Raw genomic sequence first — 25,267 nt, 5'->3', positions numbered from 1 at the left:
TAGTTTCAAGCTAAAAACCAATAAACATACCATCCTCTTCCTTAAATTATCATAAACTAGCTAGCTAGTCTATAATAATTATAAGTTGAATCTAACATATTTATTGACTTTTATCTATGATTCTTGCATCGAACTCAGGTTAAATAGGTGACTTATTTGGTTATAATTATTTTTTTTGTAAAATTCTCAGTGCTTTCAATTGTTAATAAATAAGCTCCAGTAGTTAAATTCACTGGTAATGTAATATCTTTTTCAGAGGTATTTAAGTTCGTTTCAAATGCTTTTTGTCCTAACATATTTGTTGCAGTAAGTTTTTGTATTTGGAGGTTTTTTGAGTTATTTATTACTATAGACGAGGTTACTGCATTATAATATATTTTAAACAAATTGTCTATATTGGAATTGGTAACCGATAGTGTGTGTTTTGTAAAAACAATTTCGAAACGGTCGCTAATAACTCCTGCATCTAAAGTTGTCATATAAGATGAGGTTCTTAAATCGTGATATGCATCATTATTATTATCTCTTAAATACAGATTAAAATCATCACCTACATTTTCTAATGCTTCTATATTTATTTCAATAATACCACCATTTTGTGTTTTTACGCTTAAAGGCAATGCCGTATTCTCTGTTGGAGTATTTATACCTTGAATGGTATAGTTTTTATCTTCAATATTCCAATACATGTCTTCGGTATTATTTTCAATTAAAAGCCCATCAAAGCCCCAATCATAACCGATTGATGCTTTATCATCAATGGTCGTTAATAGCTGTCGTGTATAGCCTTTTGGTGACTTATAATTTAGCCTGAATTTTGGTCTTGAATCTTCTAAACTGAAAGCTGATTGTTTCGATTGTTTAGTACTTTTTATAAATGTAGAGTTCGTACCTCCTGTTTCTCTTACAAAAATTCTTTGATCATTTTCAAATTTTATATCTCCCGTAGATAAAGCAGTAACAAAAAAACCTTGAGCTACAGGAATGTATCGTTTAGGTATTTTAGTTGCTGTACCAGACTGACTTACATCTGGATCTGGTGTTGCTATTATTCCACTCAACGCAGGAACTCCTCCAGAATAATTATAGATACCATAACCACCTTGATATTCTGCTAGTAGATGAGAATAGCCTCCATAATGTTCCCAGAAATATAATGTTCCATCTAAATGTGGATTATCATTTAAAAATTCTACAGCATCTATGGCAGAAGGGTAGGGGTTTCCAACTAAATACTCATTGCCTGCATTTATAGGTAAAATAATGGTACCATTATTTGGTTTGCCCGTAAATACATAGTTTTGATCATTTGATATAGATCCAAAACCAGGTCCTTTCATGGTATAACCTTCTCCTACTTTTAATGTTCCAGTACTTAATATCCGTTGCCATTGGTAGTAATTACTTATTCTATTATCAAATTTGAGTATCCAATAGTTTGCAATACTTATTGGGGTTGATAAATTACTCCCATTATAACCACCAACAAAATTAATAGCTAATGGGTTTAATAAATTTGTTCCATCAAATAACACAGAGGCTACGGTATACGTTTCATTACCATCTATAGCTGTATCTGGATTGTTAGCATGTACTGGTGAAGACCAACAATTATAGGTATATAAGTTTTCTGTACCTTGTTGGTCTCTTTCTAATTTACCATTTGAACCAGTAACTAAGGTACTCGTTGCGGTTTGAATAAGTTGACATTCGCCTACAAGGTCTATAAAGCCATCCAGTTTTAAATACCAGCTATTTTGTAAATAGGTATCATTATTTATTTCTAGTTTACTATTAGCATCAACTAGTAATCCTGCCAATTCATGACTATTGGATGTGGTTATGTTATTTTTAACATGTACTATAGACCAATCTATATTAGTTCCATTGTTTGTAATATCCCATACATCGCCATGTAACCATGTTGCAGATTGAGACCAATCGCCGTCTGTAACGGTTTCATAAGGTAGTGGTGCTGTTTGTAAATGAATATCTTTAAAGTTATATAATTTAGCACCCACCAGGTCTATAGCTGTCGTTTTTTTATCGTCAACAATATCATCTGTATAAATATTCATTTTATAATATTTTAGTAGAGAAGTACCAAAAGAAGTAGAAACACTATAAGGTATTATTTTTCCGCTATCAAAATTATTAGTATCATCTAATTCTTGATATATGGTACGTTGCAGTTCAAGTGCTGTTAGAGCTTTGTTGAATACGCGTACTTCTTCTATCTCCCCTTTAAAATAATCGACATCTGTATTTGCAAGTCTTCCTATTGTAAAATTTGAACTATCTGATGTTATTGAGCCAGAAGTACTGCTACCAATAGCTTCTCCATTTATATATAAAATAGTTTCTCCAGAAGTTGTTGTAGCTGTAAGGTTTACCCAAATATTATCAGGAATTGCAGTAGGAGATGTTATAATAGTATTACCATTTAATAAAACACTTATTGTATTATCTGTATTTATACAGATATAATAATTAGTCTGCCCAATAACTACGCGATTTGTATTTAAAGTATTTGTACCATTAGATTTAACAAAAGCCATAATGGTAGCGTCTCCAGAGGTTAGCACATTGGTGTCTTCTATATAATCATTGCGTCCATCAAAAAATAAGCTATAAGCACCGTTAAGGTCTCTTGGAGAGCCATATGCACTTGTGTTGGTGTCAAAACTATCAAGTATACCATCAGAATCAACATCTGTAGTGCCATCAATTAGGCCATCATTATCGGCATCTAAATTAGAATATAATGTGGTATCAATATCATCAATACCAGTTACGTCGTTATGGGGGTCTAAATAATCTGGAATGGTATCGCCATCTGTATCTAAAGGGTCTGCATATCCGTTAGTGCCATGATCTGAACTATCGCTATCGGTATCGTTATTATCAATTATAGCTAATAAACCATCTCCATCACTAGCATCATCATCAATACCAGTACTAATATCTGTTCCGTTTCCTACGCCGTTTCCAGAAATATCTATATCTCCAAAACCATCATATTCAAGAGCATCAAAAATACCATCGTTGTCTGAATCTAAATCTGAATAATCTGGAACTCCATCATTATCAGAGTCTATTTTAGTAATGCCAGACTCGTAAGCATCATGCACACCATTAAGATTGGCATCAAGCCAGTCGACTCCGAATACAGTAGCGTCTTTGTCTGTATCCTGCGCACCTAAGCCTAATTCAACAATGTTAGGGATCCCATCATTATCATTATCTAAATCAATACTATCTGCTATGCCATCACCATCTAAATCACATAAGATTTGGTAGATAGAAATATCATCAATGGCAAGATCGTTACCCAAACCACCAGGTTGTGCGTTACTTAATCTTACTGTAAATTCTGTATAAGATGATTTAAAGGTCGTTTCTATTAGAACCCAATCTCCAGATAAATTTGCAGCATCTGTTGGTTGAATTAAACCAGAAGAAGTTGAAGAAATAACAAGATTATTAGGGTCTAATATTTCCATTAAAACCTCTGGTTTTTCTCTGTTAGATATGCCAGGAGCGTCAGATCTATCCAGATTAATGACTGCAAAACCGTACGTTATATCTACGTTAGGGGTTACCCCTTCAATTGATGCTTCATAAAATATACCAGGACTGTGATTGGCATTAAATATAGCCATTCTACCATTAGTATCTCCAGAAGTGTAATCTTCTCCTTGATACCAATAGGCAGGTGAGAAACTTGCTATATCGCTCCCAGAGTTATGATAAACTGTATATTGTCCATCATATAGATCTGATGAATTACCATTATTATAATTATAAGTTGAACTAGCACCAGATAAATTACCATTTATAGGGATTCTATCTGTGCCAACACCAAAATTTTCATTTAAGAAAACGGTTCTAGTAGTAGAAGCTGTTGAATATGTTTTACAATTAGAATCTTCATCAGAGTCCAGAAGGCCATCGTTATCATCATCTAGATCTATATTGTCTGGTACACCATCATTATCTGTATCTGGGAATGTTTGAATCCCTTTAATTTTTGTTACTGTTGATAAATCATCGTTTTTCGAAATGGAGTAATCGGGTGATGTAGCCGTGAGTATGACATCATCAATATAATATCTGTCATGATCTCCACCATTATCGTTATTATACCTACCTCTAACTACAGCATAAAAACTTGTTGCAGAATTGGGTATCGATGCCACAAAAGGGTTGGCTTTCCCAGTATTACCAGTTGTGCCAAAAGGTACCGTGTTTGGAGCTGTATTACCATCTGCTATTTTTGTAGAAACAGTGACCCATGTTCCTGCATCAAAATAATAATAATCAATATATAGATTATCGTTATTATCTGTTTCACCGACAGATTCGTAAGCTATGGAAAATTGAACATTGGTATAAGATGAAATATCAATGGTACTAAAAGTTATGGCAGAATTATCATTCCCAAAATTTTTTAACACCAGGCTGCCAGGTGTATTGTATGATTTTGAATTATCAATACTTGAATTCCCATTAGTATGACTTGCTGTATAGCTCCAATTACTTACCCCATCAAAACCTTGAGATCGTATAGTTGTTTGGGACCAGGATGTTTTAAAAAATGAAGCGATTAAAAAAATAAAAATAAAGGTTCTCTCGTTGTGGTTTTTTTTCATGATTAAATTTGTAGGGAATCTGGATCAAAAAAAAACAAAATGCAGTACAAATGCTTAGGTAATAAATAGGTATGATTTTTTTTGATTTGAGGTTAATATAACTGATTAAATAGTCCAATTTTATACCCAACAAATTAAGTATAATGTAGGGCAAAAACAAAAAATAATAACGAAAAACACGATAATTTAACACAGTAATTTCTTACTTTTATTTCATGAGTTCATAAGAATGTAACGAAGCAAATTTTAGTCTGAGTAGAAAATTCAATTTCTTGTTTTTTTATAGACTTATTGTACGTGTTATTTATGAAATTATTCATTTTTTAGGCTTGTTGTTTGTAAATTCTCAAAATTTTCTTTGATAAATTCACTTGGAGATTTACCATACTGTTTTTTAAACGTTTTAGTAAAATAATTATGAGAACTAAAACCTACGGCATAACCAATTTCCTTTACTATATATTTACCTTCTTTCATTAATTTAATAGCATGTTTTAATCTGATGCTTCTAATAAATTCGGTTGCAGATTGATTTGTGATAGATTTTAACTTTCTGTGAAGATGCGTTCTACTAAGGTTTAAATTCGCTGCCAAATCTTCTACTGTAAATTCTGAGTTGGATAAATTTTTATCGATTATATATACAGCTTTAATAAGCAATTTTTTATCTAAATCATGTATCTCCAGGCTGTCTTCAAATCCTTCTTGTATTCCAGAAAACGATTCGCGTAAAGTTTTTCTTGAGTCTAATAAATTATTAATTTGAGCTATTAAAAGGTCGTTATCAAAAGGTTTATCCAGGTAAGCATCTGCACCAGAATGCATCCCTGCTATTTTATCTTGAATAGAATCTAGTGCTGTTAGCAAAATAAAAGGAATATGACTGGTTCTTACATCGTTTTTTATTTTTTCACATAACTCAATACCATTTATTTCAGGCATCATAATATCAGAAACTACTAAGTCTGGATATAAGGAGTGTACTTGCTCGTAAGCATCTTTTCCATCTTTTGCTCTCGCTATTCTAAAATGATTTTGTAGAGAATCTCCCAAGAAATCTAATAATTCTGGGTGGTCTTCGGCAATTAATATTAAGGAATCCTGGTTTTCATCAGATTCCTCATTCTTAATTTTTGCATCCATAGCAGAAGAAGCTTCAGAGGTGAAATCTGAAGTGTTGAGATGCTTGCTTTTATCAGAATTATCCCTTAAACTTTCTGCATGATATTGGGGGATGTATATGTAAATGGTGGTGCCTTTTGTTTCTTTCGTACTTACAGTTAATTGACCGTGGTGCAATGAGATATAGTTTGTAGATAAAGAGAGCCCTATTCCAGTGCCTTTATTATAATTATTCTCAACTTGAAAAAAACGTTCGAAAATTAATGGGAGTTTGTCTGTAGGTATACCATTTCCAGTGTCCGAAATACTTATTTCTATAAAATCCCTACTAATATTTTCGCCTATAGTATGCTGGCTCCACTTGGAATTGTAGATTGATTTTGTATTACTTTGTATTTTTAGTGTAACAGCGCCATTGTTTGATGTGTTTTTAAATGCATTCGAAAGGATGTTAACCAATACTTTATCTAATTTATCAGTATCAAAATCCATTTTAAGATTTGGAATGCTAGATTTGAAGCTAAAATCAAACCCCCTATGGTTTGCATGTTCTTCAAAACTCTTAAAAATATTTTTACAAAACGATACAATATCAGTATTTATAGGATTAAGTTTTAATGTTCCAGAATTAGCTCTTCTAAAATCAAGAAACTGATTGACTAATCGTAGTAATCTATCTGTGTTGTTTTTAATTAGGGTTAATTGCTTGTTTGATGATTCGTTATTAGCATCCGTTTTTAATAATCTATTTACAGGACCTTGTATTAAAGTTAAGGGCGTTCTGAATTCATGAGAGATATTTGTAAAAAACTGAAGCTTCATTTGGTACATCTGCTCTTCATTTTCTCTTTGAATTTTCCCTAAGCTAATTTCTGATTTTAGTTTTTGACGGTTTATAACCTGTTTTCTGTAGAAATAAATCGAATAAATAAATAATGAAATATATAGCAAATAGGCATACCACCTTTTCCAAATAGGGGGAATAATATTAATTGAAATTTTAGTAGGGTTTTCATTCCATACACCATCATTATTAGCAGCTTTTACCTCAAAAGTATAATTGTTAGGAGGAATGTTTGTAAAATGGGCTTTACCATTAAAGTCTGTATAAATCCAATCATTATCAAACCCTACTAAACGATACTTAAATTTGTTGTTTTGTGGGTTTATGTAATTGTTTGATATAAATTGTAAGCTAATAGAGTTTTGTGTGTGGTTTAATTTTAAAAAACGCTCTAAAGAACTCGTATTAACTTCTGGGAAAACCTCTATATTATTTACATAAATACGAGTTATAGTGGGTTTTGGAGACGTAGGATTTGTGTTAATTTTATTGGGTAAAAAACGAATTAACCCATTAGACCCGCCAAAATATAATTCTCCATTTAACGATCTTAAAGCAGCTATAGGGTGAAATCGATTATTCTTAATGCCTTTATTGCTAACATAAGATTGCATGGTATTACTTTGGGAGTTAAATTTGCATAAACCATTTTCGGTTGTTAGCCATAAATTATGATTGTTATCTTCTAATATAGAAAATATTTCATTTCTGGGTAGTCTTTCTTTTACCGTAAAATGCGCTGCGATCCCCGTTTTTGGATCGAATTTATCAAGTCCCTGCCCATTAGTTCCAAGCCATAAAAAACCTTTACTATCTTCATGAAGACAATAAATGTAATTAGCAGAAATACTTTGAGGGTTATTTTCTTGGTTAAAAAAATGAATGAATTTTGATGCATCCTTTTTTAGAAGATTGAGTCCATTTTCTGTCGCAAACCAAATATTTCCTTTCTCGTCCTCAATGATATGACGAACGTTATTATTTGATAGTGAATTTATATTTAACGGGTTATGTAAGTATTTGGTGAATGTTTTAGAATCAAAATGATAAAAATAGACTCCTAAAGGATAGTCACTAACCCAAATACCATCGTTAGTTGTTAAAATATCTAAAGCCTGAAAGCCAGATGTAAATGGTGGTATTAAGCGCTTAAATGTTTGTTCGTTTTTTCGTTGATATAAAACACCATTCCCATAGGTTCCAACCCATAATGTTTCATTTTTATCATAAGCTAATGCTTTAATGTTTTGAATTGTATCACGATTATAAATAATAGGCTTCGTAGTAAATGTGTTGGTTTTTGGGTTAAATACATTTAAATCGCCATCATCAATACCTATTAGTATATGCTGTTTATCTGGTGTTTCAATAAAAGAACTTATAACATTATCACTTATCGATTTTTTTGAAGTGGATTGGTTATAATGTAAAAAAGAATTATTACAATCGTTATGAAAGGCTAAACCTCCCATCCAAGTTCCTATCCAAACATTTTTATGAGAATCTTGATATAAAGACCAAATAGAATGATTTGGTAAACTAGAATACTTTTGTTGATCAATTATAAGCTTAACCTCAAAGTCTTCAATAATCGCTATACCTTCATAAGTGCCCACCCAAATACGGTTATTCGAATCTTTTAGCAAACTTCTTACTTGGTTGTTAGGGATGCTTGATGCACTGTTGTTAGCTTCAAAATGATTAATCACTGTACCATCTATGGTGCTTATACAATACAACCCTCTGGATTCGTAGCCAATCCAGATAAAATCATTTTCAACCAGAACAGATCTTATTCTGTTTTTTAATCCTTTAGTGAAATACTGAAACGTATTAGAACCTTTGGGTAAATAATAAATGCCACCATCATTATAAAATGCCCAAATGGACTGATTTTCGTCGATGTTAAGATAATAAACCGAATTTGTTTTGCTATTTATGTTTTTGTAAAAAGCACGATTTGTTTTAAAATTAATAACACCAATACCTTTTTCATCCGAAAACCAATATGCGCCATCATCGTCTTGAAAAAAAGAGGTAATGTTTTTACCTATATAATTATCAAATTGATCTCTTATATGCCATCTTTTAAAATTATCATGCTTTAAATTATAAGAACACAATCCATTTTCTGTGGCCACCCACATGTTACCTTGGTTGTCTTTATAAAGGGTATTAATTCTGTTGGTTGAAACCGTTGTGCTATCGTTTTGTAAGTGGCTATATCTCTTAATTTTAACGGTGTTGTAAGAAAACAAACCGTTATTAGTACTAAACCAAATAAGCCCTTGATTATCTTCTACTATAGAGGTGACTTGCGAGTAAGCAACGCCCCCATCTGGAGTTATTTTAGATAATGAGATATATGGATCTGGGTTATTAGTACTAAAAACCACAGAAGTCACTAAACTAATTAATATGTAGGAAAACCAGAAATTCATGGGGCATTTTAAAGATGTAAAAATAATAATAATAAGCTCTGAAAATAAATATGTATCTAACCAAAACTAGTACTTATGTTGCTTTTGGGAACATGTCTACAATCATGGAACACTATTGCTAGTAATTGGGGATAATAGAACAAGTAAAGCTTGAGATTATGAAGTACTTTTAAAATTCCTTAATGAAGAAGAAGTTAGAAGTGGAAAGTAATAAGTTTATTTTACACCAAAGTATTAATTTGAAATGAAAGTAATTAAATGACCAATATTAAACAGGTTTGTATAGTAATATTATTTTGCTTTTTATATTTAACAAATAATGCGCAGGTAGCATTAGAAAATAAAAATGAGCTATTACAAAATATAAACTCAAGAAATAAGGAAAGTTTAAATGGTTTGTGGCAAATTATTATAGATCCGTTAGAAAATGGGTACTATAACCATAGATGGACTCCCAGAGAAGAAGGTTTTTTTGTAAATAAGAAAATGAAAAAACCATCAGATTTAATTGAGTATGATTTCGATTCCGATTATCAATTAACAGTTCCTGGCGACTGGAATTCTCAAATGGAAAAATTATACTATTATGAGGGGACGGTTTGGTATAAAAAAACATTCGATTACCATGATGTAGAAGCTGTTAAAAACTACCTTTATTTTGAAGCTATTAATTATGAAGCCAATGTATATCTAAATGGTGAAAAATTAGGAACACATATTGGGGGGTATACACCTTTTCAGTTTGATGTTACTAACAAGCTAAAAAATAAGGATAATCACTTAATAATAAAGGTAGATAATAAACGTAAAAGAGAGGCGATACCAACTATTAATACAGATTGGTGGAATTATGGAGGCATCACCAGGTCTGTACATCTGGTTTCTGTGCCTCCAGAACATATACAAGACTATTCCATTCAACTATCTAAAGGAGAAATTAATAGTATAGAAGGTTGGGTTAAACTAAATAACACTCATGACGACGATACTATAAAAATTAAAATTACCGAATTAGGGATAGACATTAATACAAAAGTAAAAAAAGGAATAGCCACGTTTAAGGTAAATGCTAAACCATTGTTGTGGAATCCTCAAAAACCCAAATTGTATACCGTCAATATTACTTCAAAGCATGATAAAATATCAGATCAAATAGGTTTTAGAACCATAGAAACAAAAGAAAGCAAAATCCTTTTAAATGGAAAACCTATTTTTCTTAAAGGGATAAGTATTCATGAAGAAGCGCCATTTAACTCGGGGAGGGTAACAACAAAAGAAGAATGCATAACACTTTTAAAATGGGCGAAAGAATTGGGTTGTAACTTTATAAGATTGGCACATTATCCACATAGTGAAGCTATGGTTAGAGAAGCAGAAAAGATGGGGTTTTTAATTTGGTCTGAAATTCCAGTGTATTGGACCGTTTTATTTGATAATCCTGATACCTATTTAAATGCAGAAAATCAATTGAGTGATATGATTTCTAGAGATAAAAATCGGGCAGCAATTATTTTATGGTCTGTAGCTAACGAAACTCCAGAAAGCGATTCCAGAAATTTATTTTTAAAGAAGCTTACTAAAAAAGTGAAGGCATTAGACGAGGTAAGATTAGTTACAGCAGCTTTAGATACCCAAAAAGGAAATGATAATAACCATATAATAGAAGATCCTCTAGGGGCTTATGTAGATGTTATTGGTATTAATAGCTATTGTGGTTGGTATGGTGGTGCTCCAGAGTCTTGTGCTAATTGGAAATGGATTAACCATTACAAAAAACCAATGATTATGAGTGAGGTTGGCGCTGGTGCTTTACAAGGGCTTCATGGGGAAGCCAATGAACGATGGACAGAGGAATATCAAGATGAGGTGTATAAGTATAACATAGAAATGATGAGAAATATTGATTTCTTAGCGGGTGCTTCACCTTGGATTTTGATGGATTTTAAGTCGCATAGAAGACATTTAAGACGCATCCAAAACGATTTTAATAGGAAAGGGCTTATTTCGGAAAAAGGCATTCCTAAAAAAGCATTCTATAGATTACAAAAATTTTATTTGGAAGAAAATTAGTCAACTATAAGTACAGAATTAAAAGAAAAGGGGCGTTTAAAAAGTGTCATTCTGAATGCAATGAAGAATCTCTAAAAAATTTATTGTTTTGGTTTTTAGATAAATAAGATTCTTTTACTCCGACAATTGTCGGAATGCTATGAATGACACTAACCTTTGAAGAAAATAAGATGAGAATGTGATTAAGAAGCCTGTCGGACAGGGCGGAACGAGAGAAACCCCTAAAACGGTATTATTTTACTAATAGGGTATAAGTGTAATAGTTTAGTTATTTGAATCTCCATTTTTTTTTGATTTAAAAATAGAGATATTCTTTGTTTCGCTCTGAATGGCACTAATCTTTTAATAAGTAGTTTCTCAATGTTATTCAGAGATCTGTGTTAAAAATTTTAACTAGCGGATGAAATGACGTAATACGGGTGTCATTCAGAAGGAGGTACGACTGAAGAATCTTTAGAGATTAATTATAAAGATTCTTCGCTGCGCTATGAATGACAAGTGGTTGGAAGTTAGTTATTTATAAAACACGTCAATGGTAGGCGGAACGAGAGAAACCCCTAAAACGGTACTATTTTATTAATAGGGTATAAGTGTAATAGTTAGTTATATGAATCTCCAATTTTTTTGATCTAAAAATAGAGAGATTCTTCGTTTCGCTCTGAGTGACACTACTAACCTTTCAATAAGTCTCTCAATGTCATTCAGAAGGCGGAACGACAGAAATCCCTAAAACGGTACTATTTTATTAATAGGGTATAAGTGTAATAGTTAGTTATATGAATCTCCAATTTTTTTTGGTCTAAAAATAGAGAGATTCTTCGTTTCGCTCTGAGTGACACTACTAACCTTTCTATAAGTCTCTCAATGTCATTCAGAAGGCGGAACGACAGAAGAATCTATACTCGTTTTTTATTTTAAAATTCTTCAACTCCGACAATTGTCGGAATGTCCTGAAGACACTACCCTTTTGAATAAAATAAAGTTTTCTCAATGTCATACAGAAAGAAAGAGGGGTAACAGAAGTCTTTAAGAGGGGGGTATTTTACTAATAAGTATAACGCTTCTGTAATCATTAATTTAAATAATCAAAAAAAAATAGCTGAACAAGAATTATAAAACTAGTACATATGTTGTTTTTAGATACATATGTATAAATATGTAACACTATTGCTAGGTATTGGGAACATTAGACTGAATTCGATTCAAAGATGTCTAGTAATTTTGACTTATGATTTAATCAATAAATGATGAGACTTTTTAGTATCTGTTTAGTAATAATTTTAACAAACTCTTGTAAAATCAATAGGGAGCATGATACTAATGATGACATTTTGTTGATAGAAAAAGCTTTCAATCAATTACAATACGCTTCAGCGGTAAAAAAATTTGATTACATATCAAAAGAAAAAATATTTCCCAGAAGTACAGATAAAACAGGCAAGCTTAGGTTAGTTGATAAAAAAGATTGGACCAGCGGCTTTTTCCCAGGAGTTTTGTGGCTGATGTACGATTTAACAAAGGAGAACAATTGGAAAGGAAAAGCTATAGAATACACACAAGTATTAGAAAGTGAAAAATTTAATGCATCAAATCATGATATAGGATTTAAAATGATGAGTAGTTTCGGTTTGGGGTATAAGATTACAAATAATAAAAATTATAGAGAGATATTAATTCGATCAGCTAAAACATTAGTAACCCGATTTAATGAGAATGTAGGGAGTATTCGTTCTTGGGATCACAATAAGGATAAATGGGAATTCCCTGTAATTATTGATAATTTGATGAATCTTGAATTGTTGTTTTGGGCATGGAAAGAAACTGGGGATTCCGTGTTTTATAACATAGCCGTTAAACATGCTAAAACAACAAAAAAAAACCATTTTAGAAATGATTTTAGTACGTATCATGTTGTTGGTTATAATAGTGATTCAGGAAAAGTGGTCTCTAAAAACACATACCAGGGTTATGCAGATGAGTCTTGTTGGGCAAGAGGGCAGGCATGGGCATTGTATGGTTATACAATGATTTATAGAGAAACACAGAACCCAGAATTTTTAAAACAGGCAGAAAACATAGCTAATTATATAATTAACATAGCGTCTTTGCCAAAAGACTATATTCCATTATGGGATTTTAGCCTACTGGATATCGAAAAAGAACCTAGAGATACATCTGCGGCGGCTATTATAGCGTCTGCTTTATTTGAATTAAGCACCTTCACAGAATATAATAAGACCATATACTTACAGGTTGCTAATCGTATTATGGAATCACTGTCGTCCAATCAATATTTTAATACTTTGGGTGAGAATAATGGTTTTTTATTAAAGCATGCAACAGGGCATAAACCAATGAATTCAGAAATTGATGTCCCTTTAATTTATGCTGATTATTATTACTTAGAAGCCTTATCAAGAAAAATTAAAATTAAAAACAACTAACACAAAAACCAAATCTATGAAGAAAAAACAATTATTAATTAAATTAACATTCTTGCTTTTTATTTTATTTTCATTTAGCAGTAATGCACAAAATAAAAGTCTTTCAGGAAAAGTTACAGACGAAGAAGGCAAACCGCTTTCGGGAGCTTCAGTATTAGTTAAAGGAACGAATATAGGAACAATGACAGATTTCGATGGTGGGTACACTTTACATGTAAGTGATCAGTCTATTGTTCTTGTTTTTAGTTATTTAGGTATGGAGGAGCTGGAAATAGCGATTGGGAGTAATACAACTATCAATGCAACCCTGAAGTCTTCGGGAATAGACCTCGATGAAGTTGTTGTGGTTGGTTATGGTACACAAAAGAAGAGTGATGTAACAGGATCTGTTGTTACGGTGAGTACTGAGGTTTTAGAATCAAGACCCAGAACTAGTTTAGAACAAATGCTACAAGGTACTATGGCTGGGATGAACATCACTATAAACGGATCAAATGCAGAGGGTTCTTCCAACACTATGTTAATTCGTGGGCAAAACTCCATTTCGGCTTCAAATGGTCCTTTAATTATTTTCGATGGTGTGCCATTTTCAGGAAATTTATCAGAAATAAATCCGAAAGATGTGGGACGTCTTGAAGTATTAAAAGATGCATCAGCCTCAGCAATTTACGGATCAAGAGGAGCAAATGGCGTTGTTCTTATTACTTCAAAAAAAGGCAAAGAAGGCCAAATGAAAGTAAATTATTCGATAGCTACAACATTTAACACCCCAGTAAACATACCAAGCTTAATGGATGGTGAAACATTTTATGAAACGAAATTAGATAGAGGATTAACCACATCACTTGTTGAAGACGAAGGTTACGCTGCTGGTAGAAACACCGATTGGGTTGATATTGCTACAAGAACAGGTAAAACGTTGCAACACGATTTGTCATTTTTAGGAGGTTCCGAAAAAACAAAATATTATGTTTCGTTATCTTATTTAAACTCTGAAGGAACAGCGCTTGGTGATGAATTTAAACGTTCCACGTTAAGAATCAATTTAGATCATAAACTGTTGCCTTGGATGACGTTTAACACGAGTTCTCGATACGGTCATTATGACCGAAGTGGAAACAATGCCAGTTTTTCTGGTGCATTTTCTATGAATCCTTTAGGAGTTCCATTTAACGAAGATGGTTCGCAAACTTTAGAAACTTGGGATGATGGGGTTTATGTAACAAACCCTTTAGCAGGTCTTTTATATAATAATAGTGATATAGCAAGACGTTTTACATCCAACAATAGTATATTAATTGATGTTCCTTTTATAAAAGGATTGTCTTATAAATTAAATACAGGGTATGATTATCGATCTAGATTAAAGAAAACCTATAGAGGCCGAAATACACGAACAGGTTTAAGTGTTGGAGGATCATTGGATTTAGAAAACGAATATGATGAGGATTGGCTTGTAGAGAATATTATCAGTTATAAAAATACGTTTGGTAAGCACAACATATTTTTAACAGGATTGTATAGTGCACAAAGTGAATGGTCTGAAGACCATGATGTTAGTGCAGAAGGATTTCCTAATGATGTAAGAACATATTATCAGGCAAGTAGTGCCAACCTTATAGAACCTAGTACATCTTATACAAAAAGAACGCACTTATCGCAAATGATAAGAACCAACTATGCTTACGATTCTAGGTATTTGGTAACATTAACGATGCGACGTGATGGATATTCTGCTTTTGGAACAGATAGCAAATTCGGTGTTTTTCCATCAGCAGCACTAGGGTGGAACATGACGAATGAGGAATTCTTGAAAGGTTCCGATAATATAAATAACTTGAAACTAAGATTGTCTTATGGTGAAACTGGTAATGAGGCTGTGTCTGCTTATTCTACACTTCCTGTTCTAACATCAGTTGATTATGTAGATGGAGATGATGGCACATTGTTTGGTTTTCATCCAAGTAGTTTGGGAGACCCTACACTAGGCTGGGAAACAACAACATCCTTCAATGCAGGTCTGGATTTTGGATTTTTCAGTAATAAAGTTAGAGGGTTAATTGATGTCTACTCATCAAAAACCACAGACCTTTTATTAAAAAAATCAATCTCAAATGTTAATGGTACGAGTTCCATTACCCAAAATATTGGTGAAACTTCCAATACAGGAATTGAATTTCAAATATCAACTGTAAATTTGAGAAACGAGAACTTTAAATGGACTACCGATTTTAATATAGCACATTATAATACTAAAATTGTTAATGTTGGTTTAACAGATAACGATGGGAAGTATATTGATGATATTGATAATGAGTGGTTTATAGGTGAGCCAGTTAATGTTAATTATGATTATGTTTTTGATGGAATATACCAGGAAGCCACTACAGACACACCACAAGGGGATGTAGAAGCAGGAGATATTCGCTATTTAGATGCAGATGGTGATGGTGAAATTACTCCAGATGATAAACAAGTTATTGGACGTCAAATACCAGATTTTATTGCTGGACTAACCAATACATTTGAATACAAAAACTGGACATTAAGCTTCTTTTTAAATATGGTTTCTGGTATAACATATTCCAACGAATTACTATACACTAACGATATTGATCTGAGAGAAAATAGATATAATGTCCCATTTTGGACTCCAGAAAACCAAAGCAATAGCTACCCAAGAAATGATAGGCACGCTAATGTAAATCCGCGTAGTATGAAATTTTATCGCAGCACAGATTTTATAAGGTTGCAAGATATTACCATCAATTATCAATTCCCTTCTGAAACATTAAAGAAATTTAAAATTGAAAACCTTGAACTATTTGCCAATATAAAAAACTTATATACAAATACAGATTGGATTGGTTTAGATCCAGAATTTTATGCACCTACCTCTGGTGGAGTCTCCAGACAAACTGCAGCTCCTCAAACGACCTCTTTTTTGTTAGGTTTAAAAGTTAGCTTATAATTAAAATATTAAAAAATAACAGCATGAAAAAAATACTGATATTATTAACAGTTATTGGTTCGGTTTTTATGAGTTCTTGTAACGAAGACACTTTTTTATTGGAAGAACCTAAAGATGATATTTTTGCCGAAAACCTATTTCTTAATTACGATGGTTTTGAGAACGGTTTAAATGCACTATATGCATTAGTACGAGAAGATAGGTTATCGCAAAATAATGTAACACGAGCAGCTTTATGGCAAATGGGTACAGATAATGCATTTGTAAACGGAGGCGCTGCACAAACAGACCCTTTTAACAATTATAATGATTTGAATTCTGAAAATAGTTTAGTAGCATCTAATTTTAATTTACTCTACAAAATTATTAATTCAAGTAATTTAATTATTAACAGAGCAGAAACAACAGATGTTGACTGGATGGGCGGAAATGAAGCGAACGACCTGATAAATCAAAATAAAATAATAGGACAAGCAAGGTTAATAAGGGCTTGGTCTTATCGTCACTTACGCTATGGTTGGGGAGCTGTTCCTTTAAGCCTTCAAGAAATTGATGGCACCACGTATCGTAATGATTGGGAACGAAACTCTATTGCAGAAATAAACGCCCAAATGGAAATTGATTTAACATTTGCTAGAGATCATCTGGAAATGAAAGAACAAACAGGAAAAGTTAACAGCGCTGTGGCAAGTACTATGTTGGCCGAATTGTACCTGGATATGGGAGAAGATTCTAAAGCAGAAACTGAAGCGCTTAGGGTTATAAATAGTTCGGAATACCAACTAATGACCTCCAGGTTTGGAGTGAATGTCTCTGAAACTGGTAATGCGTTTTCCGATATTTTTGATAACCCAAAACCAGAAGATGGGAATAAAGAAGTTTTATGGGTCATGAACAATGCCTATGCAGATGTGGTAGGAAGTGAGTCTGGTTACGTGAAAAATACATGGACACCCCATTATGGAAAAGATAACGTTTTAAAAAAATTAGATTTAGATTCCCTGTACACTTATAATGGAGGTAAAGGAGCTGGTCGTATTTCCGTTTCAGATGCTGCTTTCGATTGGTATGAATCTTTTGATGATAGGTATTCAGAACATGCCGTAAAAAAATATTATATCTATCCTGCAGATGAAGGAGCTACAACTTTTGATATTATTAAATACACCTCTACAGACTTTGATGAAGACAGTGATTTAGAGGATAATTATATTTGGCCATGGGTAAGAAAATGGGAGTATAACGATCCTGTTGTTTTTGGAAACGCTTCAAATGCAAGTCAATATGACGATCAAATGTTTATGAGATTGGCCGAAACATATCTGCTTGCTGCAGAGGCGTTAATGAAGCAAAATAAAAATGATAGAGCCGCCGACTATTTAAATATATTAAGAGCGAGATCTAATGCGTCTGCAATATCTGGAGCCGATGTTACATTAGACTTTATCCTTAAAGAGCGCTCCAGGGAATTAGTTACTGAAGAATATAGAAGACACACCTTGGTGCGTACAGATAAGTTTTATGAATGGGCTATTATGTATAATCCCCGATTAGACGCTAGCAAAGTAAACGAGTACAATGAATACTTACCGATCCCGCAAGGTATTATAGATGCCAATACAGGAATACCTATGGAGCAAAACACAGGTTATAATTAATATTAAAAAAACGACCTCCTTTATAAAAAAAGTGAGGTCGTTTTTTTGTGTTATTTAAAAATAAATAAATATGTATTTTAAGAGACTAAATAAATAAAGTAGAAAATGAAAAACCTATTTTACTGTAAGCTAATACTTGCTATTAGTATTAATTTTTTAATACTAGGCTGTTATGCCCAGAAAACTATTTCAAAAAATACAGAACCTAATATTATCCTTATTATGGCTGACGATTTGGGCTATGGGGATGTAGGGTTTAATGGAAATAAAAACGTAATAACACCTTCATTAGATAAAATGTCTAAAGAAGGGATCACTTTTACAAATTTTTATGCAGCAGCCCCTTTATGTTCACCAACTCGTGCAAGTGTATTAACAGGAAGAAGCCCTTTTAGACAGGGTATTTTTGCAGCCCATACTGGAGGTATGAGACCAGCAGAAAAAACCATTGCTGAGGTTTTAAAAAAAGAAGGCTATAAAACAGGGTTTTTTGGCAAATGGCACTTAGGGTGGATAGAGCCAGATAAAGTAGAATCTAGAGGCATGTATTCGCCACCGTGGCATCATGGTTATGATGAAACTTTTGCTACTAAAAGTGCCGTACCAACATGGGATCCTACAAAAACACCCAAAGGATGGACGAGTTTTGGAGCAAAAGATGATGGGTCTTGGGGAGGATCCATTTATGTACAAAACGGTAAACCTGTTACCACTAATTTAGAAGGCGACGATAGCCGTATTATAATGGATAGAGCCATTCCATTTATTGAAGAATCTATTTCAAAAGAAACACCTTTTTTTGCTACTATTTGGTTTCACACACCACATGAACCTGTAGTTGCAGGACCAGAATATTTGGCAAAATATCCAAAACTTTCAGAAGGTAAAAAACATCTATATGGAGCTATAACAGCCATGGATGAACAAATTGGTCGTTTAAACCAATTCTTAAAAGATAAGAATATAGAAGAAAATACGATAATCTTTTTCTGTAGTGATAATGGCCCTTCAGATCCGCTAGCAAAAAAGGGCATTGCATCTGCAGGACCTTTTAGAGGTCACAAACATCAAATGTGGGAAGGGGGCTTACGTGTACCCTCTTTAATTTCGTGGCCAGGACATATAAAAGAAGGAGTAGCATCTAATCTTCAAACATCTACCAACGATTATTTTCCAACAATACTTGATCTTTTAAATATTAAACCCAATAAAAAAATTCCAATAGATGGGGTTAGTTTAAAACCACTAATAAATGGAGGATCTGTTATTGCAGATAACCCACTTGCTTTTGGATATCAGCGTCTTTATAAAAACACCGAATTATATGCTTTTGTAAGTGGACAATATAAGATTTGCATACCAGAAGTAGGAAAAGAAATGATGCTTTTCGATTTAAAAAATGATCCAGGAGAAACACATAATCTAGCATCTGAAAAACCAGAATTGTTAAAAACAATGATGGCAGAGTTAGAAAAAGTAAAAACATCGTGGAAAGCCAGTAGAGAAGGTCAAGATTATCGGTGGTAAAAGATTTAAACAACAAAATAGTAAATGAAAAATATAATCATCGTGAGTCTGGTATTTGTTCTTTTTGGGTGTAAAAACACTGAAAAAAAAGCAAAACAAGACTATGTGTTAGTTGATGCTAAAATAAAAGTATATAATGATGATGGAACCAGAAGTTATAAAAATTACAAGCCGTTTAAAACACGGACTTTAGAATTACTCTCAGATTATAAGCTTGTAAAAGAAATTAAATTAAGTAAGTATGGTGGGGCATTAGAACATCCCAAAAACCATGCAACTGGGTTTTTCCATGTAAAAAAAATAGGCAATCGTTGGTGGGGTATAGACCCCTTGGGATATCCATACCTTAATATTGCTTTAAACAGTATTAACACAGGAAAAACTGATAGAAATAAAGAGTCTTTAAAGAATAAGTTTGGTACAAAAAAAAACTGGATTAATGAAACCGTACAAATGTTACAAGAAAATGGTTTTAATTGTGCTGGATCATGGTCTGATACCGAAGCTATTGTTGCAGCAAACCAAACCCTTAAAAAACCATTTGCTTATACCATAAACTGGAACTTTATGAGCAGTTATGGTCGTAAGCGAGGTGGTACCTATCAACAACCTGGGCATACGGGGTATCCTAATAATGCCATTTTTGTTTTTGACCCTGAATTTGAGACGTTTTGTGATGCGCATGCCAAGCAATTATTAGCTTACAAAGAGGATCCTAATTTGTTTGGTCATTTTTCAGATAATGAAATGCCTTTCAAATTTAAAGCCCTTGATAATTATTTGGGATTGCCCGAAAATGACCATGGGCATTTGGCTGCTAAAGCATGGATGGAAAAGCAAGGCATAACAAAAGAACAGATTACAGATAACCACCGAGAACTATTTATGGCATACGTTGGAGATAAATACTTTTCAATAGTTTCCAAAGCGATTAAAAAATACGATCCAAACCATATGTATATAGGATCTCGTTTTTATTCAAATGAAAAGAATCATGCCGAATTTATGAAAGCTGCTGGCAAGTATCTCGATATCATTTCAAACAATTATTATAACCATTGGACACCAGATACAGAACAAATGGAAAACTGGGGCAAATGGACGGGGAAACCATTTATAATAACCGAATACTATACCAAAGGAGAAGATTCTGGAATGGGTAACACAAGTGGAGCAGGTTGGATAGTAAGAACACAAAAAGACCGAGGTCTCTTTTATCAAAATTATAACCTGGCTTTATTAGAATCTAAAAATTGCGTGGGGTGGCACTATTTTAAATATCAAGATAACGACCCTACCGCAAAAGGAGTAGACCCTTCAAATATTGATGCTAACAAGGGTATCGTAAACAATGAATACCAAGTGTGGACACCTATGATGGAAAAAATGCAAGAATTAAACACACAAGCTTATAATTTGATCGAATACTTTGATACAGAACAATAAATATAATTTTTTTATGAAATTCATCATATTAGTATTGGGGCTTTTATTACTAACGAATTGTAATAGTAATAAAGCTAAAGAAAACACAAAACCGAATGTCCTTTTTATTTCGGTAGATGATTTAAACGATTGGGAAGGTGCCTTATTGGGGCACCCACAAGCTAAAACACCTAATATGGATAAGCTTTTTTCTGAAGGTATTTTGTTTACAAATGCCCATTGTTCGCAACCTGTATGTACCGCATCAAGAAACTCTATAATAAGTGGGGTGCACCCTACGTCATCTGGTTGGTATAGTGCAACTAAGAACATGAAGAAGAATTATGATACCGTTATGGCAAATCATATGATGCTTCCAGAATATTTCAAAGCGAATGGCTATAATACCTACGCTACTGGGAAAGTTTTTCATAGTGGGGAATCTGATTACTCAGATAAAAAAACAGATTACTGGACCGAATTTTCACCCCATTTTTGGAAAAATATGGAAACACATATAAAAGAAAATGGATACGGTTACAGAGGTACCATGTTTTATCCGTTTCCTAAAAATGGTGGGCAGTTAGTAGAGTTATATGGAAAAGATACCATTAATAATTATTATAAAACGCGAAAAAGATTTTATTCGTTGTGTGGAGGCCCTTTAGAAGCAGAAGATATTCCAGAAAAAGGGATGTACGATGAACAAATTAGAGACTGGGCTATTAACAAAATTAACGAACCACATAAAGATCCCTTTTTCTTAGCAGTAGGTTTTATAAGACCCCATGTACCTTACACAGCTCCTAAAAAGTATTTTGATTTATATCCCATAGAAAATATACAAGTGCCTGTTGTTCCAGAAAATGAATTTGAAGACATTCCTATAATGGGTAAGGCTATTGCACATGGTTATACACCAAAAGGAGGGTGGCAAGATGTTTCAGAAAAAAAGGAAATACTTCCAGAATTGGTACAGTCCTATTTAGCTTGTGTGTCTTTTGTAGACGATCAAATAGGCAAAGTTGTAGAAGCATTAGAGAAAAGTCCGCATGCAAAAAATACCATAATCGTGTTGTGGTCCGACCATGGGCAGCATTTAGGAGAAAAAAGACATTTTAGAAAACAAGCCCTTTGGGAAGAAGCGACTAAAGTGCCACTATTTTTTAAAATTCCAAATAATGAAAAAAATGGACAACGCAGCAGTCAAGTCGTTAGTCTTTTAGATATCTATCCAACACTTACAGAATTATGTAACCTTCCAAAAGTAGAACAAGTAGAAGGCGAAAGTTTAGTGCCGCTTATTAATGCGCCAGAAACTATACAAAATAGATCTGTGTTAACTACTTGGTACTATAAAAACCATGCAGTAAGAAGTAATGATTGGAGGTACATACATTATCGCGATGGTGGCGAAGAATTGTATAACCATAAAACAGATCCTGGCGAGCATATAAATTTAGCTGGTAACCCTGAATATGCTATGATTATTGAAGCACATAAAAAATGGTTGCCAAAACAGGATGCACTACCAGCAGGTTCAACCAAATGGGAAGGTGATAATTTAGATAGAAGAATTGAAGGTTGGATTGCTAATGACTCCATTCCTTTATGGTTAAGATAATTAAAAATGAAGCATTATAGAATACTTATAATCGTGTTAGTTGTTTTCTTTTATCAATGTAAAACAACAACAAACTTAGGAGAGGAGGAAGTGATTAAAAATCAATCCAACCCTATGGAAATTTATTTGTTGATTGGTCAATCTAATATGGCTGGACGAGCGGCTATAGAACTTCAAGATCAAGACAGTATTAACCATGTATTTCTATTTACAGGAAATGAAAAAAAACCTTGGGAAAAAGCGGCAAATCCTTTAAATAAATATTCTACTGTTCGTAAAAAAATAGCCATGCAGAAGTTAGGTCCTGGTTATGGTTTTGCAAAAGAAATGGCAAAGACAAATGAAGGAAATAAAATAGGATTGGTAGTAAATGCAAAGGGGGGCACTTCTATTGAAGCATGGAAACCTGGAGATGTTCTTTACAATGAAGCCCTAAGCCAAACAAAAAAAGCACTAAAACATGGTGTTTTAAAAGGTGTTTTATGGCATCAAGGCGAAGCAAATGCATCAAAATATAATGAGTATATGCCTAAGATTATTGAATTAATCACGGCATTACGTCAAGATTTAGAATTACCAGATTTACCTTTTGTTGTTGGTCAACTTTCATCAGATAAACCGAAACGGAATAATTTTAATAAAATGATTTTAGAACTTCCCAATCATGTAAAAAATGCGAGCGTAGTTCTAACAGAAAAGTTAAGTACTATTGATAGCACACATTTTGATAGCGCAAGTCAAAGACTTTTGGGGAAAAGGTATGCAAAAAACATGTTAAAGCTAATTACCCCATACTAATGAAAAGTGAAATCATCTGTTGTTTATTGTTTTGGGGTGTAATTGCTCATACACAAACAACTTATTTTGTAGATAATCTAATAGGTGATGATACTAATAAAGGCATATCTAAAAAAATGCCATTTAAAAGTATGGAAATCATTAATAAGGTACATCTTAAACCTGGAGATTCAGTACTTTTTCGTAGAGGCGGACAATGGATAGGTAACCTTATACCCAGAGGAAGTGGTTCTAAAAAGGCCTCCATTGTTATTGGTGCTTATGGTTACGGTAAAGCACCTGTTTTAGATGCAAAAGGCATGGTTGCTATTAACGAAAAGGCGTCGCATACCATCCGTCTTTTCAATCAAGACTATATAGAAATAAGAGATTTAAAAATTAGAAATTATAAAGCTTCTGAAGAACCGCGAAAATTGGTTTTAAAACACACTACCACCTATGTAAACGCTCCCAAAAATGGTATCTATATTGAAGCTAAAGACTGTGGGACACTTCATAATATTCATTTAATCAATTTAGAAATTTGTGATGTTAACGGCGATATGAGTACAAAAAATAATGGTGGTGTTTTCGCTGAAATTACATGGAACAAAGATGTTACCAAACGCGTAAAATCAAATTTTGAAGGCTTATATACAGAAGGCTGTTACATTCATGATGTAGATCGTACTGGTTGGTCTAATAGATCCGTTTGGAACCGTAGATCACTATATAGTAAACGAGGAGATACTTTGGCAAATGGTAGCATTCATAATTGGTATCCAAGTAAACAGATTGTACATAGAAACAATAAGTTTGAAAGGGCTGGTGCAAATGCTTTAATAGTGCGGGTAGCTTCATCACCTGTAGTGACGTATTGTTCATTTAAACATAATGGATTAAAAGGTAGTGGTAACGCCTCATTTCCATTTAATTGTGATGATGCCCTTTTTCAATATAATGAAGCGTCATATACGTTTTATAATACCGAAGCAACAAGCTGGGATCATAAACCAGATGTAGATGCAGGAGGCTTTGATAGTGATTGGAATTGTAAGAACACAATCATTCAGTACAATTATAGCCACCATAATGGTCATGGAGGTATTCTTATTTGTTGTAATGGCACTAGTAAAACCAGTTTTAATGACGGCACCATAATTAGATATAATATTTTTGAAAGTAACAACCACCATATTGTTAGAAATTCTGGGACAACTACCAATACAAAAATTTATAACAATGTTTTTTTTGCAGGAAAAGAACAAGATGCTGTACAGTTGTTATATCATAAAAGTTGGGGAGGCTTTCCAGACACGACATCCTATACAAACAATATTTTTTACGCTTTAGGAGAAGGAAATGAGTTTGATTTAGGAAAAAGTACCAACAATATGTTTGAGGCGAATACTTTTTATGGCAACATAAAAAATGAGCCCGAAGATGAAGCTAAAAGTAAAGAAAATCCCTTGTTTATAAGAGCCATTGATTCTGAAACTAATTGGAAACCTTATTTGCGATTTATACTGCAAATTAAATCCCCCGAAATTGATACAGGAATCGATATAGCAGGACACCCAATGAAAGATTTTTTGGGAAATCCCATAATTGGGAAACCTGATAGAGGTGTTTTTGAAAAACATAACAATAACTAAATTAAAGAAGTGGTCTAAACCTTCTTGATTGAAATGAAAAGTAACTGTTTTTATGAT

At 33.1% G+C, this 25,267-nt stretch carries 11 protein-coding genes; 9 read left to right on the top strand and 2 right to left on the bottom strand.

Annotated features, from left to right (window positions below):
* Positions 1 to 152 precede the first annotated feature (152 nt).
* The gene (locus Q4Q40_RS08815) at positions 153 to 4,652 is read right to left on the bottom strand and encodes a DUF8693 domain-containing protein (RefSeq protein WP_303301418.1); all 4,500 of its coding nucleotides are present in this window, start codon (positions 4,650 to 4,652) and stop codon (positions 153 to 155) included.
* Positions 4,653 to 4,964: 312 nt separating this feature from the next.
* Positions 4,965 to 9,059: a hybrid sensor histidine kinase/response regulator transcription factor gene (locus Q4Q40_RS08810; RefSeq protein WP_303301417.1), complete on the bottom strand. Its 4,095-nt coding sequence runs from the start codon at positions 9,057 to 9,059 to the stop codon at positions 4,965 to 4,967.
* Positions 9,060 to 9,317: 258 nt separating this feature from the next.
* Between Q4Q40_RS08810 and Q4Q40_RS08805 the strand changes: the two genes are divergently transcribed.
* The 9 genes from Q4Q40_RS08805 (at position 9,318) to Q4Q40_RS08765 (ending at position 25,210) form a co-directional block, all read left to right on the top strand.
* On the top strand, positions 9,318 to 11,129 hold the full coding sequence (locus Q4Q40_RS08805; protein ID WP_303301416.1) for a glycoside hydrolase family 2 protein: 1,812 nt from the start codon (positions 9,318 to 9,320) through the stop codon (positions 11,127 to 11,129).
* 1,244 nt (positions 11,130 to 12,373) lie between these two features.
* A complete protein-coding gene (locus tag Q4Q40_RS08800; RefSeq protein ID WP_303301415.1) occupies positions 12,374 to 13,573 on the top strand; it encodes a glycoside hydrolase family 88 protein in 1,200 nt (399 codons plus the stop codon).
* Positions 13,574 to 13,589: 16 nt separating this feature from the next.
* Positions 13,590 to 16,544, top strand: a complete 2,955-nt coding sequence (locus Q4Q40_RS08795) for a SusC/RagA family TonB-linked outer membrane protein (protein WP_303301414.1) — start codon at positions 13,590 to 13,592, stop codon at positions 16,542 to 16,544.
* A 23-nt stretch (positions 16,545 to 16,567) separates the two neighbouring features.
* Positions 16,568 to 18,202: a RagB/SusD family nutrient uptake outer membrane protein gene (locus tag Q4Q40_RS08790; RefSeq protein WP_303301413.1), complete on the top strand. Its 1,635-nt coding sequence runs from the start codon at positions 16,568 to 16,570 to the stop codon at positions 18,200 to 18,202.
* A gap of 105 nt (positions 18,203 to 18,307) precedes the next feature.
* The gene (locus Q4Q40_RS08785) at positions 18,308 to 19,729 is read left to right on the top strand and encodes a sulfatase-like hydrolase/transferase (protein ID WP_303301412.1); all 1,422 of its coding nucleotides are present in this window, start codon (positions 18,308 to 18,310) and stop codon (positions 19,727 to 19,729) included.
* A gap of 24 nt (positions 19,730 to 19,753) precedes the next feature.
* A complete protein-coding gene (locus Q4Q40_RS08780) occupies positions 19,754 to 21,175 on the top strand; it encodes a glycoside hydrolase family protein (RefSeq protein ID WP_303301411.1) in 1,422 nt (473 codons plus the stop codon).
* 13 nt (positions 21,176 to 21,188) lie between these two features.
* On the top strand, positions 21,189 to 22,778 hold the full coding sequence (locus tag Q4Q40_RS08775) for a sulfatase (protein WP_303301410.1): 1,590 nt from the start codon (positions 21,189 to 21,191) through the stop codon (positions 22,776 to 22,778).
* A 6-nt stretch (positions 22,779 to 22,784) separates the two neighbouring features.
* Complete coding sequence (locus Q4Q40_RS08770) at positions 22,785 to 23,576, top strand: sialate O-acetylesterase (RefSeq protein WP_303301409.1); 792 nt, start codon at positions 22,785 to 22,787, stop codon at positions 23,574 to 23,576.
* On the top strand, positions 23,576 to 25,210 hold the full coding sequence (locus tag Q4Q40_RS08765) for a right-handed parallel beta-helix repeat-containing protein (protein ID WP_303301408.1): 1,635 nt from the start codon (positions 23,576 to 23,578) through the stop codon (positions 25,208 to 25,210). Before Q4Q40_RS08770 ends, Q4Q40_RS08765 begins: the two co-directional genes overlap by 1 nt.
* Positions 25,211 to 25,267: the final 57 nt, after the last annotated feature.

This window comes from Flavivirga jejuensis (genome assembly GCF_030540765.1).
Classification (GTDB): domain Bacteria; phylum Bacteroidota; class Bacteroidia; order Flavobacteriales; family Flavobacteriaceae; genus Flavivirga; species Flavivirga jejuensis.
This window is presented reverse-complemented; position numbering and strand designations above follow the sequence as displayed.